The sequence below is a fragment of the Mesorhizobium loti CJ3sym genome (genome assembly GCF_000472785.1).
GTDB lineage: Bacteria > Pseudomonadota > Alphaproteobacteria > Rhizobiales > Rhizobiaceae > Mesorhizobium > Mesorhizobium loti_E.
Window position 1 is genome coordinate 261,640 of sequence record NZ_KI421462.1, and the last position, 16,553, is coordinate 278,192.

At 62.7% G+C, this 16,553-nt stretch carries 13 protein-coding genes, 2 pseudogenes and 1 riboswitch; of the genes and pseudogenes, 5 read left to right on the forward strand and 10 right to left on the reverse strand.

Going from position 1 to position 16,553, the window contains the following annotated elements; translation table 11 throughout:
- Position 1 precedes the first annotated feature (1 nt).
- The 10 genes from A3A9_RS0137625 to A3A9_RS0137675 form a co-directional block, all read right to left on the reverse strand.
- Positions 2 to 571 carry a hypothetical protein gene (locus tag A3A9_RS0137625; RefSeq protein WP_027033350.1) on the reverse strand — a complete coding sequence of 190 codons (570 nt, stop codon included), beginning with the start codon at positions 569 to 571 and terminating at the stop codon, positions 2 to 4.
- 485 nt (positions 572 to 1,056) lie between these two features.
- Positions 1,057 to 2,031 (reverse strand): hypothetical protein, encoded by a 975-nt coding sequence (locus A3A9_RS0137635; RefSeq protein WP_027033349.1) that lies wholly within the window; start codon positions 2,029 to 2,031, stop codon positions 1,057 to 1,059.
- A gap of 243 nt (positions 2,032 to 2,274) precedes the next feature.
- A complete protein-coding gene (locus A3A9_RS0137640) occupies positions 2,275 to 4,005 on the reverse strand; it encodes a ParB/RepB/Spo0J family partition protein (RefSeq protein ID WP_027033348.1) in 1,731 nt (576 codons plus the stop codon).
- Positions 4,006 to 4,082: 77 nt separating this feature from the next.
- On the reverse strand, positions 4,083 to 4,502 hold the full coding sequence (locus A3A9_RS0137645; RefSeq protein WP_027033347.1) for a DUF2958 domain-containing protein: 420 nt from the start codon (positions 4,500 to 4,502) through the stop codon (positions 4,083 to 4,085).
- A 12-nt stretch (positions 4,503 to 4,514) separates the two neighbouring features.
- A complete protein-coding gene (locus tag A3A9_RS44720) occupies positions 4,515 to 4,709 on the reverse strand; it encodes a hypothetical protein (RefSeq protein ID WP_152536317.1) in 195 nt (64 codons plus the stop codon).
- Positions 4,706 to 5,668, reverse strand: a complete 963-nt coding sequence (locus tag A3A9_RS0137655) for an ArdC family protein (protein WP_027033346.1) — start codon at positions 5,666 to 5,668, stop codon at positions 4,706 to 4,708. The genes A3A9_RS44720 and A3A9_RS0137655 overlap by 4 nt, the downstream gene beginning before the upstream one ends.
- 424 nt (positions 5,669 to 6,092) lie before the next feature.
- Positions 6,093 to 7,061 (reverse strand): omptin family outer membrane protease, encoded by a 969-nt coding sequence (locus A3A9_RS0137660; protein ID WP_027033345.1) that lies wholly within the window; start codon positions 7,059 to 7,061, stop codon positions 6,093 to 6,095.
- A gap of 337 nt (positions 7,062 to 7,398) precedes the next feature.
- On the reverse strand, positions 7,399 to 7,854 hold the full coding sequence (locus tag A3A9_RS0137665; RefSeq protein ID WP_027033344.1) for a GNAT family N-acetyltransferase: 456 nt from the start codon (positions 7,852 to 7,854) through the stop codon (positions 7,399 to 7,401).
- 389 nt (positions 7,855 to 8,243) lie between these two features.
- On the reverse strand, positions 8,244 to 9,335 hold the full coding sequence (locus A3A9_RS0137670; RefSeq protein ID WP_032926764.1) for a threonine aldolase family protein: 1,092 nt from the start codon (positions 9,333 to 9,335) through the stop codon (positions 8,244 to 8,246).
- 71 nt (positions 9,336 to 9,406) lie between these two features.
- Positions 9,407 to 10,282 carry an AraC family transcriptional regulator gene (locus tag A3A9_RS0137675; RefSeq protein ID WP_027033342.1) on the reverse strand — a complete coding sequence of 292 codons (876 nt, stop codon included), beginning with the start codon at positions 10,280 to 10,282 and terminating at the stop codon, positions 9,407 to 9,409.
- A gap of 175 nt (positions 10,283 to 10,457) precedes the next feature.
- Between A3A9_RS0137675 and A3A9_RS46200 the strand changes: the two are divergent.
- The 5 genes and pseudogenes from A3A9_RS46200 to metE form a co-directional block, all read left to right on the forward strand.
- Positions 10,458 to 10,641, forward strand: a pseudogene (locus A3A9_RS46200) (transposase); the annotation flags it as partial.
- A 404-nt stretch (positions 10,642 to 11,045) separates the two neighbouring features.
- A complete protein-coding gene (locus A3A9_RS0137680; protein WP_027033341.1) occupies positions 11,046 to 11,738 on the forward strand; it encodes an OmpW/AlkL family protein in 693 nt (230 codons plus the stop codon).
- 96 nt (positions 11,739 to 11,834) lie between these two features.
- Positions 11,835 to 13,067, forward strand: coding sequence for a cytochrome P450 family protein (locus A3A9_RS0137685; protein ID WP_027033340.1), 1,233 nt, complete (start codon positions 11,835 to 11,837; stop codon positions 13,065 to 13,067).
- Positions 13,034 to 13,309 (forward strand): annotated as a pseudogene (locus tag A3A9_RS0137690) (cytochrome P450); the annotation flags it as partial. The gene A3A9_RS0137685 and the pseudogene A3A9_RS0137690, both read left to right, overlap by 34 nt.
- A 291-nt stretch (positions 13,310 to 13,600) precedes the next feature.
- Positions 13,601 to 13,800: riboswitch (cobalamin riboswitch) on the forward strand.
- 116 nt (positions 13,801 to 13,916) lie between these two features.
- Positions 13,917 to 16,247 carry a 5-methyltetrahydropteroyltriglutamate--homocysteine S-methyltransferase gene (gene metE, locus A3A9_RS0137695; protein ID WP_027033338.1) on the forward strand — a complete coding sequence of 777 codons (2,331 nt, stop codon included), beginning with the start codon at positions 13,917 to 13,919 and terminating at the stop codon, positions 16,245 to 16,247.
- Positions 16,248 to 16,553: the final 306 nt, after the last annotated feature.

The window sequence follows — 16,553 nt, forward strand, 5'->3', positions numbered from 1 at the left end:
GTCATTTTTTCAGGAACCTCTCCGAAAGCCGCTGTCCAGCCAGGCCCGCTTGGCGCTGATTGCCGAGCCGGATGGCATCAACGAGAGCAAGATATTCGTAGAGCCGTTCATCTTTCTGGACTGCTTCAGGCACACTCTTGAACAAAGGTGCAACCGACTGCCCCATGTCCCGCCCTTGGGCATAGGGCCATATGTGTATGTACTCGCCTCCGCTGACCAATAGCCCCTTCAGCATCGGCGCGGCGAACGCCGTCGGAATACCGCGCGTCATCGCGCCTGCCTTCGCGGGAAACACGAACTTCAGGCCGTGGACGATAAATTCATAGAGATTGCGGCGGTGAGGATTGGCCCGTCCCGTATCCCGGTCTTTAATGGCCAACCCCGATGAGAGACTGCGCTTTAAGGAGGCGTTGATCTCCGTCTTGCTGATACCTGTTAGGGATTCCAGCCCGCGAACAGAGAAGGGGTCCTCGCCCGCAAAGCCCCTACGCTGTTCCCCATGGCCCGCGAACTCTCCTTGCTCCTGCAAGCTCACGAGCTTCAGAAGCACCACGATATCCTGACTTTTCATTCCAATCATTGCAGCTTGTCCTCTGTCCTAGGACCAAGGACATTCCATCATTCGATGTCTCTCCTGTCAATGAGAACGCTAGGAGGGCGCCGCGGAAAGCCCAAAATACGTCGTTTTGAGCCGCCGGTACGTGGTTCGCCGGCAGCATGATGATTGGCTCAGGGCGCTCACCCTAGCGAAAGAGCATTCAAACGTCGTCGTCCGACTGGCGAGCGCCGCCGGCAGCATTGAAGCGGTCAATATCGTCGGCAGAAGAGCGTCCGAAAAGGGCTGTCGGTTGCTTCATCGTGGGAACGAAAAAGCGAGAGAAGCAGAACTTTCGTGTGCGATTTTTGCACCAGGCCCGTAACTGGCTGATTTTCCTTAAGTATCTGTCCAGTCCCGTCATGCGCCAGCTGATCCCATGACGACGCCATGGCACCAGCCAGCCCAAGGAAGAACCAGGCGTCTGATCTGGGGAAGGCTGTTTCAGGACTTTTGCGAGATCAGCGAATAACCGGCTCGCCATGGAAGCGCCGGCGCGAGGGCGGCGAGACGCCGAAGCCGACTTCCATCATCAGCCGTGGCGTGCGCGACGGTACGGTGCCCATATGAAAGCCGAACGGGTCTTCGACGAAGCCGAGGCCGGCTTCGCCGGTCAGCGTGACGGGGCTGTCATCGCCATAGACCTTGAGAACTTCCTGCGCCGGATGGCCGACAAGCAGCGTCAGCTGATGCTTGATGGCGCGGCGGTTATGACTGCCCCGCACATAGACATGCGGGCCGGTGCCTTCGTCGACCGGCGTCAGGTAGAAGAAGAATTTCAGCATCCTCCAGTCATCGAGATCGAAATGATACTTGCCGAGCGAGGCACGGTTCTTGTCGGCGTCGGAGGCCTGGCCGGTCGGGAAGCTCCACCACACCCGTGTGGTGATCAGTTTCGCCTGAGCGCCCAGATAATGCGCGGCGATGTCGAGCAGCAGCGGGTCGTTCTGGATGGCGACCGCTGCCTTGCAGCCGAGGATGTGTTCGAAAAAGTGGCCGCTGAGCAGCGAGCGGCCGAAACGCTTCTCGGCCTCGGCATGGTCCTCAGCCATGAATTCGAGACGGCGATCGAAATTGCCGAAACAAGGCGTGTAGCGGGCGAAGGCGGCGATCTCCTCATGGATGGAAGTCGGCAGGACGAGCCCGCAAAACAACCCGTCCGACCGCAGCGCCTCGACAATTTCCTGGCGATCGACGCCGGCAAACATGGTGTCGTGGGCATTTTGCGACACGCGAACCGGCTTTGCCCCACGCCAGTGCATCCGGCGCGCCGGCATGGTGCGGGCGAGCACGAACATCGGCAGCCATGCCGGGTTCTCGCGAATGTCCGACAGATAGGTCGGAATGCGCACGGCGATGCGGCGCAGCACGCCGCCGTTTCGCGCGATGGCCTCGAGACTGGCGGCGCCGGATTTGTCAGGGCTCGAAAGGGTCATGAAGGTCCTCAGCTATGAATGCAATATGATATCGACGAAGCATCGGTTCTCACTGCCTCGCCGCTGGTCCAAGCCCGATTCCCGCAACGGAAGGACGTTTAGGCGCGCGTCGGATTTTGTGCAACGCACAATAGCCTTGTGCGTGGCAAAAGCTGTTCGGATCGCCGTGCGCATCAGCCAATATTCCAGCGGCAGGCAAACGGGGCGGCGGCACTTAGAAAGAGCCGCCGCCCGGCTTGGCAGCTATTGGCGGACGAACAGCGGCTGGACGCTCGCCCATTGATCGGCGGTGCGGAAGCCGCCGCGTTTCGTGTAGCTTTCGACCGGGAATTTCATCCAGTTGGGCAGCCAGTTGTCGATCTTCTCGCGGCCGTTCTCGCCCGACAGGCAATCGCGGATGATCTTCTTTTGCGTCTTGACCTTCTCGGCGACATTGCCGTCGGCGACAGGCTTGCCGGCGAGGTCGGCCAGCATTGCATTGGCGATCTCCCTGTCGCGCAGCAGGTCGAAGAAGGCGTCGTCCGCTTGCCACCACGCGCCCATGTCGATGCCCAGATGGTTGCCGAGGGCCTCGACGATGGCGCTGCCGGCTTCGAGCGTCTCGGCCATGGCAAGGCTGAGAACGCGCATGACGTCATCGTCGCAAAGTGCCAGCAAACGGGCGAAGACGGCGGCAAGCGCAAAGGCGTCGCCATTGCCGCCGGCTATCGCACCCTCCTCGTCGGGCTGCCCAAGCAGCGCAAGCACCGCGCGCCGTTTTTCGGCGAATACAGCTTCGGCCCTGGACGCGGCAATGCTTGCCGCCACCGCTTCATTGGCGGTGCGCTGCGGCTCGCGGCGAACCTGCCACAGGCCCGAGCCTGCGATGGCATGCGCCACCATCAGGCGCAGCGCGACATCCGGATGGTCGAGCATGGCGGTACGCACGGCTCCGTGGCGGTGCAGATCGACATAGTTCTGCATCGGCCCGGTGAGTTCCGGCCGCGACGGCCTGGCTGGCGTTTCGTCGGGCTCGCCGCCCTCGCCTTGCGCGCGGGCGCGGCGGGCCTCCTTGCGCGACAGCCAGCCCTCATGGCACTCGACCGCGCCGCGATGCGAGACTGATATGAAGACCTTGCCGCCCTTCTTCCTCGGCGTCTTTTCGTGGTCCCAAGACTGGAAATGCTGGCCCGGTTCGAGCACGGCCACCTCGGGCCAGCCGGCTTCCAGATAGGCATCGCGTTTGGCGGCGATGGCCTCGTTCTGCTTTTGCCAGAACAGGTCGGCATCGGCGAAATAGCTGTCCTCGCCGAACAGGTCGCAGACGATCAGGCCCGGATAGTCCTCGATGGCAAACAGCGCCATCTTGGTGGAAATCGACTGGCCGCCGAACAGCCATTGCTTCAACTGGTGGCCTTGCGGCGCGTATTGCTCGGGGTCGGCATAAAGCGCCAGCCAATCCTTCTGCTGCCCCTTGGAGGCCATGGTCAGATGGCGCGCCGTCTCGGCGTCGATGTCCTCGCGCCGATAGGCCTCGCGGATTTTGGGCAGAAGATCGCCGAGCGCCAGAATGCGTTTGACCAGAAGCTCGGTGACGCCGAAGGTTGCGGCGATATCTGGAATGGTGCGGCCTTCCCTGATCAGCCGCGAAAACGTCTCCCACTGCGACACCTCGTCGGGATCGAGCCGGGCGAAGTTTTCGATCAGCGAGGCCTCGAGCGCGTCGGCGTCGTCGCCGTCCTCCATGATGGCGCAGGGCAAGGCATTGCGCTGGCCGCGCTCGTCGGCGAGCGACTTCGCGGCGAAATAGCGGCGCCGGCCGGCGACGATCTCGAAGCTTTCCGGCGTGCCGTTGGGCCGCACCAGAAGCGGCACCAGGACGCCGCGCGCGCGAACCGATGGCAAGATATCCGACACGTCGGGCGCGCGTTTGGAATGGCGCATGTTGAGCGCGGAAATGTTGAGCTTATCAAGCGGAATGTGGGCAAGTTGCATGGTTTGTCTCCTTGGTTGAGGGGTGGGATTTCCCGCCGCAGAGGCTGCAAGCCGGCGCGGCGGGACGGTTTTCGCGCCTAGCGGCGCGTCTGTTCCGCCGTGTCGGGCGGAAGCTTGGAATGGGCGTTGCCAAGGGCCTCTGCCGCCTGTCGCAGCAACCGCTCGGCTTCGGTGATGTGGCCGGCGCTGCACGCTGCCTGGGCGTAGACGGAGAGCGGAAACTCGGCCTTGAAGCCGAGGTCGCGCTCGATGCCGAGGCCAAGCCGCCCCTTGACGCTTGCAAGCTCGGCAAGGCTGACGCTGCCGAGTTCGGGGAAGCCGAAGCCGAGGTCGCAAAGGCCGAAAAGGGTGTCGCCGTCGGCGTCGAGTTCAGTGAGAAGCCAGGTTGCTGGCCCGGTCGGATCGAACAGTTTGACCACCGGGACATGGTCGGTTTCGGTGTCGGTTGCGCCATTGGCGAGCAGCCGGGCGCAAAGCTCGTCGGTGATCAGGATCATGGGAAACTCCTCTCAAAACGGTTCGAGTTGATTTCTGGCGTCATCGAACAGCCCGATATCGAGCGGCTTTTGCGCCGCGCGCGGGCGCATCGGCGCGTCCGCCAAAGGGCAAGGCGGTCGCGCGTGGTGAGCGGCCGGACACCGGGAATGAGCGTCTGCTCGCGGTTTCGGTTCGGTCTGCAGGGTGTCGGGATCGCGCGCGCTCATGCCGCGATCTCGTCTTGTTGCGCGCCTTGGGCCTCGGCGTTGAAGCCCAGAAGAAAATCGGCGGCCTTGGAGGCAAGGCTGGCGGCGCGGAAGATGGCGCGATTGTCCTCGCGCAGCATCGTCAGCCATGCGCCGATATAGTCGGCATGGCGCACGCTCGGCTCGATGCCGAGGGTCGAACAGACAAAGGCTGCGGTGATTTCGGCAACCAGTTCCTCGCGCGCATAGGCCTTGGAACCGAAGGCGCTGGAGAGGTCGCGCGCCAGCCGCGCCGGGTGGCCCGTCCAGTGGCCAAGCTCGTGGAAGCAGGTGCGGTAATAGTCGATCTGCTGAAAGAATGCGGGCTGCGGCGGCACCTGAATGGTGTCACTGCCCGGCATGTAGAAAGCGCGATCGCCGCCGATGCGGAAATCCGCGCCGCTTGCTCGAATAAGCGCCTCGGCTTGGGGGATGATCTCGCGTTCGGGCAGCGGCTCGACGTTGCGGTAAAGGTGCGCGGGCAGGCCGTCGCACTGCGCGACGTTGAAGACGGTGAAGCGCTTCAAGAAAGGCACCGCCTGCGGCTCGTCGCCGTCTGTCCTGGCGCGCTCCTGCTCGCCCTTTGGGACAAAGCGGTCGGCATGCACGATTGTTGTGCCGCGCTCGCCCTTCCTGACATTGCCGCCAAGGGCAAGCGCCTGCCGGAAGGTCAGCCAGTTCTGGCCGGGATAGCTGCGCTCGATGACGGCGCCCCACAGGATGAGGATGTTGATGCCGGAATAGCGGCGCCCGGTGGCCGCGTTGCTGGGCAGGCCGAGGTCGGCCTTTGCGCTGCCCCATGGCTTGACCCATGGCACGGTGCCGCGCTCCAGTTCGGCAATGATGCGGTCCGTGATTTCCTGATAAAGGCTGGCGCCCGGGCGCCCGCCCCTGCCCGCGCCAGCCTCTCGGCTGCCGGAACGCTGGTGTTTTGCACGCATCGTCTGGTCCTCCGCTCTTCAATCCCGCGCCTTTCCCCGGAAGCGGGGTGGGCGGCGAGACGCGACCGGAAAGGCCCGCCGTCGGAGGCGGACCGCATCCGAAGGACCGGAACGAAGAGGAGGACCCGAAGCGAAGCGAAGGGTTGCGGGATGCCGCGGCGGGCCTAGAAGGGAGTGCCGCCCACCCCGCGCCGCCGGGAACGGCCAACGAACAAACCGCGCCGGCCGACAGGGCGGCGACCGTCAGCAGCCGACAGGCTGCCCGCGCCAGGGGGCGAAGCCGGATGGCCGAGACCGCCGGAGCCTGGCGAAGAAAAAGCGGGCTCGGTTCACGAGCACCCGGCACGCGCCGTCAGGCGCGCGGGCGCATCAGATTTCTGCGCCGTGCGGACATCGGTTTGGCGTTCCGGTCGCACTCGTTCAATCAGAACGAGGTCTTGATGCCGACCATCACCGTCGCCGCGGCAAAATCGCCGCCGATCCAGTCGTCTTCGCCGCCAGTCTCTGCGCCGGTCGCAATGTCATAGGTGTTGTAGTCGCCGCGAGCGGTGAACACCTTTTCGTAGGAACCGGAGACGAAGAAGCTGGTCCGCTCGTTGTACTGGTAGCCGACGCTGCCGCCGACCATCAGAACCGGCGCCGCTTCGAAATCATCCTCGAAGCGCAGGTCACGCATCCAGTGATGATCGGTAGCGCCGGCGGAGAAGGTCGTGCCGCCCTTCAGCGCAAAGCCGAAGTTCCAGCGATCCTGGACATAGGTCGCATCGATGCCGGCGAAGGCGACCGGCAATTTCTGCTGGTAGCTGATGGCCTTTGCGTCTCCTGGGAAGTCGCCAACCGAATCCCGGAAGCCGGCAACGCTGTAGACATAGGAGCCGCCATAGGCAGTCCACTTGACCGAGGTGTACTTGAAACCACCGTTGACGTTGATCAGCAGCTGGTCGCTGACCTGGAAATCGTGGCCGAGCGCGACGGTTGCCGAATAGAAGTAATCAAGATCGGTGTCGGAATGGCGCGAACGGTCGCTCCAGTCGTTCCAGCCATCATTGGTCGAGAATGGCGGGATCCAGTCATAGTCTTCCATGTAGCTGTTGCCGCTGAAGGCGATCTGGCCGGAAAGCTTGGCGGTCCAGCCGGCCTCGCTGCGCGCCGTCATCTCGGCTGAAATGACCGCAGAGGTGCTTTCCCAGATAAGGTGGCTCAGCTTCGAGCCGCTGCCGGGAGCCTGATAGACTAGCTCGTTGGCCTCGATGTCGATGACGCCGACGCCGCCAACGAAAGAGAAATTGGGATTGTAGGGCGCCGGTTCGCTCGCCACCGCGTCGCTGGCCATCGCCGGCCAGGCAGCGAGCAACGCTGCCGCTCCACCAAAGACTTTCGCGTACAATTTCATGGGACTACCCTCATAGGAATCATCGTCGGCTATACGCAGCGTAACCGGGTGCACGTCAGGTGCGGTCGTCTATGCAGCGCCCCTGTAGGTGGCGAAATTGCCGCCCTCGGCTCTGTTCCTCAACACTCAAGGAAACGCCGTTGACGTGACCCGATTGACGGCGGTTTTTGCCGATGCGTTCCGGGCGGCCGGCGTGACGGGAACCCTGCATTATCCGAGGCACACATTTGCGATGACGATGCTGGTACGATTGCAGCGTCAGGCAGCGACCACGCCGGACCTCAATCCGCTGAGATCGTGCAGGTTGCTTTGAGCAGCCCATAGCAAACTCTCTAGTCTAGATAATCCGATAGAGCCGAGGGCCGAGTTCCTCGAACCCGTTGCGCAGATAGAAATCGAGCGTGCGCTTCCATTTTGGTTGCCTGGGCGCTGCAAGCTCAAGTCGCTTCCAACCACGCGCACGGCCTTCCCGCGAGGCGACCTCAAGCAGATGAGGGGCAATCCCTTTGGAGCGCTTTTCGGGTCGAACATACAGCTCCGAAATATAGCCGAACTTACCTCCTGCATAGATCGCCGTGCATTCATTCAGCACCATGATGCCGACCGGCTCGTCATCTGCACTTGCGATCACGGCGACCACGCCAGCGTCGGCAAGCATTATCTGCGCGCTTTGTCTCACGTCGTCGGGCGCGGGCGCTTTCCCGCCAGTGAGTTCATCGAGTAGCGCGTGAATAAAACGGACGACCGTCCCTGCGTCCGTTGCGTTGGCGCGGCGCGTAGATATGGAAGGCATATTTTCTCCTGCTAGTGGTCAAAATCCCGAGTCACGCTGCTATCCGCGCAGATCCGACTCACTCTTTTAAGTAACTCTGACGAGTGAACAGCATTTTTCATCGAAAATATGATAAAAGAATGCAAAATATATATTACAAGCATGCAGGATTACGGATGACTTGAGGTCAATTGCGCAGATAGGGGACCTTCTTACAAAAAATCAACCCGGTCACATCGCAACTGCACGGTGAAGCCCCTTGCCGAGGTAAGATGAAGCTGCAAGTCGAAAAGGGCCTGAGACAAAAGATGCAGCCTGAGATGCTCGTGCGGCCAGAACGCTCGGACAATGCAGTCGAGCAAAGAGGACATCCGTAACGGGCGGCGAGAGCGCTCGACGGTCGCCACAACTCATTCGGCGCCAGCCGGAACACGAGCCGAGCCGACCGGTGCGCAGAGGCTGGTCGCCGCGCCGATCAAGTCGGACACGTCGGCCTCGGTCGTCGCGAAAGAGGTGACGAACCTCACGATCCCGGGCTCCCAGCGATCATGGTAGAAGCGGAATCCCATGTCGAGCAGCCCCCGGATCAGGGACGTGGGAAGTCGGCAGAACAGTATATTGGCCTCGGGCCGCTGCTGGATTTTCACGCCTGGCACCAGGGCCAACCCCCGCGCGAGCGCCGATGCCATCGCATTGGCATGGACCGCGTTGCGAAGCCAGACACCGTCCCTCAGATAACCGTCCATTTGCGCCGCCATGAAGCGCATCTTGGAACTCAACTGGCCGGCCCGCTTGCGGCGAAAGGCGATCGTGCTCGCGAGATCTCTGCGAAACGAGACGACCGCATCGACCCCAAACGTTCCGTTCTTGGTGGCGCCAAACGACACTAGGTCGACGCCGGCCTTCCACGTCATCTCGGCCGGCGAGCAGCGCAGAGTGACGAGGGCGTTGGCGAAGCGAGCACCGTCCATGTGGAGCGGCAGGTTCGCTGACCGGCAGATATGTCCGATCGCCCTGATTTCGTCGAGCGCGTAGACCGATCCCATCTCGGTCGCCTGCGTGATGCTGACGCTGGAGGGCTGGACCGAGTGGATATCGCCCACCATGCGCGTTGCATTGGCCGCCAAGGCGTCGATGGCGATTTTGCCAGCCTCGCCTGGAAGCTGCACCAACTTCGCACCGGCGGTGTAGAACTCCGGCGCGCCGCACTCGTCGCGGTTGATGTGTGCGTCGGCGTGCGAGAGGATGCTGCCCCATGGCGGCGTAATCGCCGCGAGCGCCAGCGCGTTCGCCGCCGACCCCGTCGAAACGAGGAACACGTCGACCGCATGCTCGAACACCTCGGCGAGCTGGCGCTCGACGGTATGCGTCAGCTCATCGTTGCCGTAGGGAAGCGCCTGACCCGACGCGCACGCGGTGATGGCTGCGATCACCTCGGGGGAGACGCCGGCGATGTTGTCGCTGGTGAAGCCGCGGGGGCGGGTCTGCTTGCTGTCGCTCATGGTCTTGACGCTCGTTTCATCCATTGAGCGTCCAAGCTAGACGGTTCGCCGCGCGCTTTATTGAACGATATTCAAACGGAGAGGTAACGCGCCGGCGTCACCCCCAACACCGCTTTGAAGTGCCGGGTCAGGTGGCTCTGGTCCGCGAACCCTACCGCGACGGCGACCTCGGCGACCTGCTGACGTCGCCTCAGCAGCCGTCGCGCCTCGTCGATGCGGACCTGGATCAGGTAGCGGGTGGGGGGCAACCCGAAATGCGCCTTGAAGCCATCGATCAACGTCGCCTTGGAGCATCCGGCGAGGGCGGCCAGGGCGGCGAGCTGCAGGACTTCGTCAAAGTGGGCATGGATGAAGTCACGCACGTCGCGGAACCTCGGCGGCACGAATTTTGGCCCAGCAACGCGCGACCCGCCGACTTGTGCGAAAACGCGGCGCAGGAAGCGGATCAGATGCTCCTCGATCTCCAGTGCCGAGCTATGCTCATGTTCAAGGAGGCGCCAAAACGCGCTGAGGCCGTGTGCAACTGGGGCATTCTCCTGGAACGGGCTTTTGAAGTCGATCGTTCCGGGTTCGGTTTGGCTGCTGTCCTCAAGGACTTGCCGGACAAGGCCTTCGGGCATGTAGAAGATCTTCTGGCTCCAGCCAAGATCGTCACCAGCGCCCCCGAAATGCGGTTCGCCGGGCGCGAAGGTCGCGACGGTGCCGCTACCGGCGTGCCAAACCTCACCTCGGCACCAGACATCATGGACGCCTCGCTCGATCAGCCCGATCAGATACTCGTTGTGGATATGCTTGGAGAAATCCTGCCGGTGATAGTCCGCCGCCAGGTAATCGAGCCCACCAAGGACATCGGAGTGCTTCATCACCGCACGATTGCGCGGCGGCCGGCCCGGAGGTTCAGAACGGCCACGCGCCTTTTCGTCGCATTCTACGGCGGTATCGGCCACTTGATGGATCAATCCAGGTCGGTCGTCACAACGATATCGTGCTCTCGTCGCGAATTTCAAACCGAAGCAGGATTAATTGCCGCCCGAAGAGGGGCCTGCTGCAGGGCGGGCAGCGGATTGGCGGGATTAATCGTGTTTCAAGCTTGGGAAGTGGACCCGAGCGACGCGTGGCCGGATGGCCGATATCGAGAAGAAGACCAAGCGCTATCCTCTCCGATCTGACGGATGAGGAATGGTCGCGGATACAACCGTTCCTGCCGGGCGCGGCCAAGACCGGGCGGCGCGTGGTATTGAACGCGTTCCGCTACATGGCCCGATCGGATGGCGGCTGGCGCATGCTGCCAAAGGATTTCCCGCCCATATCGGCCGCGGTCGAGACGCCTTACGGATACGCCCACGGACTGCGCGAACTGGCTGGAACGTTCCCCGGCCTGACGACCGAGCAGCAGGCGCCGATCAAGGCGCTGAACGCAGAATACGCCAAAACTCGAAGCCGAGGACGAGCGTGCCAACGAACTGCCGGCCGATGTTGACGAACGGCTCCCAGGGGCGGCTACGGCTGCACTCATTGTCGGATCTTCGACGAAGTCGGACATCCGACACAGCGCTATCGGAGTGACCGCATTGTTCTGCAACGATTTTCTCATTTGGCACGACACATGCGGGGGCTATCCCGCATGAGCGCTCCGTCAATCTCGATTGATGCGAGCAGGATTCAATCAAGGCGCAGTGCGTCGCTTCTGAAGATCAAGGAGAGAAAAGTATGGCGAGAGCGCGAATTGGCGTGGCGCGGGCAATGACAGCGGCTGTCGTCCTCATCGTTGCGGGACAGGCCGGCGCGGCAGATGTTGGGCAAGCCGCGAGCGTCCCGCAGGCAGAAGCCTGCGTCGCGGAAGCGCCAAGCCCCTGGCAGATCCGCCTGCGTGCGTTGGGGGTGATCACCGAGGATTCGGGCTATGTCAATGCGGTGCCCGGCTCCGGTCTTTCGTATTCGAACACCGTGACGCCGGAACTCGATATCTCATATTTCTTCACGGACAACATCGCCGCCGAACTCATACTCGGCACCACCTATGCCAACATCGATGGCCAGGGTGCGATCGGCGGGCTGGGCAAGGTAGGCAAGGTTTGGCTGCTGCCGCCCACGCTCACATTGCAGTATCATTTTACCGATTTCGGCGCCTTCGAGCCCTATATCGGCGCCGGCGTGAACTATACGATCTTCTATCATCAGCAAGCCGGCAGCGCCGATGATCTCAAGGTCAAGAACACATTCGGCGCCGCGCTGCAGGTCGGATTCGACTACATGGTGGACGAGCACTGGGGCGTCAACTTCGACGTGAAGAAGCTTTTCCTCAAGCCCGACTTCGACGTCACTGTCGCCGGCGCCAAGCTCACGGGCAAGGCCAAGCTCGATCCCTGGTTGATAGGCGCAGGTCTCACCTACCGCTTCTGAGGACGAAGCACACTGGGGGGGGCACTTTTCGAAGTCCGCGCGCGGATCTTCCGTGCCGAGAAGTGGACCCGCGATGGTCTTGAAGGAGTTGTTGGCATGCGTGTAGAAAACGATCATTGCGACGTGATCGGTGTGCCGGCCGCTCCCACGCAACTTGATCGTCTTTCTTCTGCGATTCTGCGGCAGGGGGGGATGGCGCGAGTGTCGCTGCCAGGCGATGTGGTGACCTGGGCGGCAGCCCGTCACCAGACGCTCAGGCAGATGCTTTCCGACCAGCGTTTCAATAAGGACTGGCGACAGTGGCGGGCGCTGCAGGACGGCGAGATTCCCGAGGATCATCCGCTGATCGGGATATGCAAAGTGGACAACATGACCACGGCGCACGGCGCCGATCACCGGCGCTTGCGCGGCCTGCTGTCCAGCAGCTTCGCGCCCAGTCGTATCGCCTTGCTGGCGCCACGGATCGAACAATGCGTCGATCGACTCCTGGCCGAGATGGCGCAGCGCGGCGGCAGTGCCGATCTGATGTGCGAGTTCGCCGCTCCGCTGCCCACCAACGTGATCGCCGAACTGTTCGGTTTGCCGGACGAACAGCGCGAAGAGATCGTCGCGCTCACCTACAGCCTGGCCAACACCTCCGCCACAGCCGAAGAGGTGCGACAGACGCGGCAGCGCATCCCGGAGTTCTTCCGTCGCCTGATCGCGCTCAAGCGGGGCCAGCTCGGCGATGATCTGGCTTCGGCCCTGATCGTCGCGCGTGACAAAGGCGAGCTCGTTTCCGACACCGAGCTCATCGACATGCTGTTCATGGTGCTCTCTGCGGGCTTCGTGACCACCGCCGGCGTCATCGGCAATGGCGTGCTGGCATTGCTGACGCATCCGCAGCAACTGCACCTGGTGCGCAGCGGCCAAGTTCCGTGGTCACAGGCGATCGAGGAGATCCTGCGCTGGGGCAGCTCAGCGGCCAATCTGCCGTTCCGCTATGCCACCCAGGACGTGGAGATCGACGGATGCATGGTCCGCCGCGGCGATGCCGTCCTGATGGCGTTCGATGCGGCGAACGGGGACGAAAAGGCCTTCGGTCCTGGCGCCGACAGATTCGATGTCACCCGGCGGCACAACCCGCATTTGTCGTTCGGCGAGGGGCCGCATTCCTGCCTGGGCGCTGCGCTGGCGCGCCTGGAATTGCGCTGCGCCTTCCCCGCGCTGTTCGGGCGGCTGGAGGATCTGGCGCTGACCATCGCTGCGGAGGACGTCGTCTACATGCCGTCTTACGTCATTCGCTGCCCGCAGCGCCTGCCGGTCAGCTTCCGCCCTTCCGTCGCTTAGAGAGTGCCGCATTCACCCCGGATTCGGTGATTCTCGGTTCGCCGGGGTGGCTGGTCTCGCACGAGGGGGGCGAGCATGCCCGGTTACGCACGATCGTGGCGCCGGCCTTCAGCAATCGCAGGGTGAAGCTGCTCGCGCAGCAGGTCGAGGCGATCCCCGCGCAGTTGTTCGAGACGCTGGCGGCCCAGCCCCAGTCCGCCGACCTGAGGCGCCACCTCTCCTTTCCGCTTCCGGACATGTTATCAGCGTGCTGATGGGCGAGTGCGCAAGCACGCTGAGCAAAGCCGAGCGGGGAACAAATACCGGGATTCCCGGCGGACCGTGACGGCCTCGCCCCACTTTACGCTCTTGAGCCCGGCGACCTCGATCTGATCCGGCGTCGCCGATGGGGACAAGGATCTCTCCGAGCCTGCACTGATAAGAGGCGGCATCGTAAGCGGCTTTGGGCGAAAGAGACCGATCAGCGCAAGGGCACTATTCGCATCATCACATAAACATCTCGTTATATGTATTGACAAGGAGCGAAGCTGCTGTGATTGTGCGCATGTCGTGGTTCTCCGCGCGGCACTGCCGTAGCGGAGCTAAGAGGGAAGCCGGTGCGATGCCGGCGCTGCCCCCGCAACTGTTAGCGGCGAGCCAAGCCCATTGGTGTCACTGAGGCGAACGGCCTCGGGAAGACGGGCAGAGGCTTTGACCCGCGAGCCAGGAGACCTGCCACGACGAACAACGTCCACGGGCGGGGTGTCTCGGTGGCCGCAGTAGCCCGGCTTCGTGCCGCCTGCTCGCGCGTTCCTTGTCCCCACGCCCCAACCATCGGGGTATGGCATGACTGTCTCTCAACAAATTCCTGTGGCAACGCTCGGCGTGCCGCGTATCGGTCGACGGCGGGAACTGAAATTCGCGCTTGAAAGCTACTGGTCCGGAAAATCTCCCGCTGCCGACCTGCTCGCGACGGCGAAGGCGCTACGCGCCGCCAGCTGGAGGGAGCAGCACGATCGCGGCGTGTCGAAAATCCCGTCCAACGATTTCTCGCTTTATGACCATGTGCTCGACACCGTCGCCATGGTCGGCGCCGTGCCGGCACGATACGTCTGGACTGACGGCGAGGTCCCACTCGATACCTATTTCGCCATGGCGCGCGGCAACCAAGATCAGGCCGCTGATTGCGGACATGCCGGTGACGAGCATGCGGCCAACGGGCATGGCCTTGCCGCGATGGAAATGACCAAATGGTTCGACACCAACTATCACTACATTGTGCCGGAACTTACCGACGATCAGAGCTTTGCCCTCTCGTCGGCGAAACCGGTCGATCATTTCCTCGAGGCCAAGGCGCTCGGCATCCACACGCGCCCGGTCCTGCTTGGACCGGTTACCTTTCTCAAGTTGGCGAAGTCACCTGAGGAAGGTTTCAACCCTATCGCGCTCCTGCCACGGCTGCTGCCCGTCTACGAGGAGCTCCTGCGGAGGCTGAAGCTCGCGGGAGCCGATTGGGTGCAGATCGATGAGCCGGCGCTCGTGGTCGATCTGGTTCCCAACGAACGGGATGCGCTCCAATTCGCCTACTGCCGGCTGTCAAAAGCAGCACCGGAGTTGAAGATCATGGTCGCTACCTATTTCGGATCGCTGGGAGACAATCTCGAGACCGCGATTTCTCTGCCCGTGGCGGGACTGCACGTCGATCTCGTGCGCGCTCCAGAGCAGTTGGAGACCGTCGGCCGGCTCGCGCAGAAGGACCTTGTGCTCTCGCTCGGGCTGATCGACGGCCGCAACGTCTGGCGCGCGAACCTGCCTGCCATGCTTGACCGCATCAAGCCGATCGTCGCCGGTTGGCCGCGGGACCGCGTGGAGATCGCCCCGTCCTGCTCGATGCTGCATGTGCCGATCGACCTGGACATGGAGACGGCACTCGATGCGGATGTGAAATCGTGGCTCGCCTTCGCGGCGCAAAAGACCGACGAGCTGGTCGTGCTCGCCCGTGCGCTGGCCGAAGGCCGGGACGCGGTCGCCGCCGAACTAGAGGCGTCGGCTGAGGCTGCCGCCGCTCGCGCGACATCCGCTAAGGTGCATGATCCGCTCGTCGAAGGTCGGGTCGCCAGCATCAAGGTCGCCATGACGCGCCGGAAGAGCGCATTCGACGTGCGCTCCAAGCTTCAGGGCGACACGTTTGGCTTGCCATCCTTCCCCACCACGACGATCGGCTCCTTCCCGCAAACAGCCGAGGTTCGCAAGGCGCGGGCAGCCCATGCCAAGGGCGAGCTGAGTTACGTCGACTATGAGGCCTTCCTGAAAAAAGAGATAGAAGCCGCCGTTCGCTGGCAAGAAGAGATCGGACTCGACGTGCTGGTCCACGGCGAATTCGAGCGCAACGATATGGTGCAATATTTCGCTGAGCAGCTCCGCGGCTTCGCCTTCACGCAACACGGCTGGGTGCAGAGCTATGGCTCGCGCTTTGTGCGCCCCCCGATCATCATTGGCGATGTGTCGCGACAACAGCCGATGACGGTACACTGGTGGCGATATGCCCAGTCGCTGACGCCGAAGCCGGTGAAGGGCATGCTTACCGGCCCGGTGACGATCCTCAACTGGTCCTTCGTCCGAGACGACCTTGCCCGCTCAGCCGTCTGCCGCCAGGTCGCGCTCGCCATTCGCGATGAAGTGAGCGACCTCGAAAAGGCCGGCGCCGGGATGATCCAGATCGACGAAGCCGCACTGCGCGAGGGCTTGCCGCTGCGCGAGGCCGAGTGGCAGGCCTATCTCGACTGGGCCGTCGAATGCTTCCGGCTGGCTTCAACGGCGGTCGGCGATGCGACCCAGATCCACACCCATATGTGCTACTCCGAGTTCGGCGATATCGTGGACGCGATTGCCGCAATGGATGCCGATGTGATCTCCATTGAAACCTCGCGCTCGCAGATGGAACTGCTCGATACGCTTCGAACCTTCAAGTATCCGAACGAGATCGGTCCTGGTGTCTATGACATTCACTCGCCGCGAGTCCCGGAAGTGGGCGAGATTTCCAACCTTATCATGCTTGCGCGCGATCGATTGTTGGATGGCCAACTGTGGGTGAATCCCGACTGCGGTCTCAAAACGCGCAGATGGGAGGAGGTCCGCCCTGCCTTGGTGAACATGGTGGCTGCAGCACGCGCAATTCGGGAAAAAGCGCGGACGGCGTAGGGCTCGGTGCCACTCGCCGGCGGTGAGCGGCAACGCCACACACCGGGCAATCTTGGGGTGAGTCCATCCGGCGCACCCAAGGCAATCGAGCTGCCCGTGACGAAGCGCCTCGGCAAGCTTGGCCTGGCCGCGGCCCTTGTTACGGCGCGTCGAAGTCAGCTTTCCAGACGCCGGCGTTGGCTGGCGATCGAAGCAGGCTTCGGTCTCAAATGAGCCGGCCAGAAACGAGGCGGCTCACCGCCAGCCAGTTTCGGATTATTCCGTATTGGGATAATCCAGTGTCACTATCATCTCCCCGACCTTGGT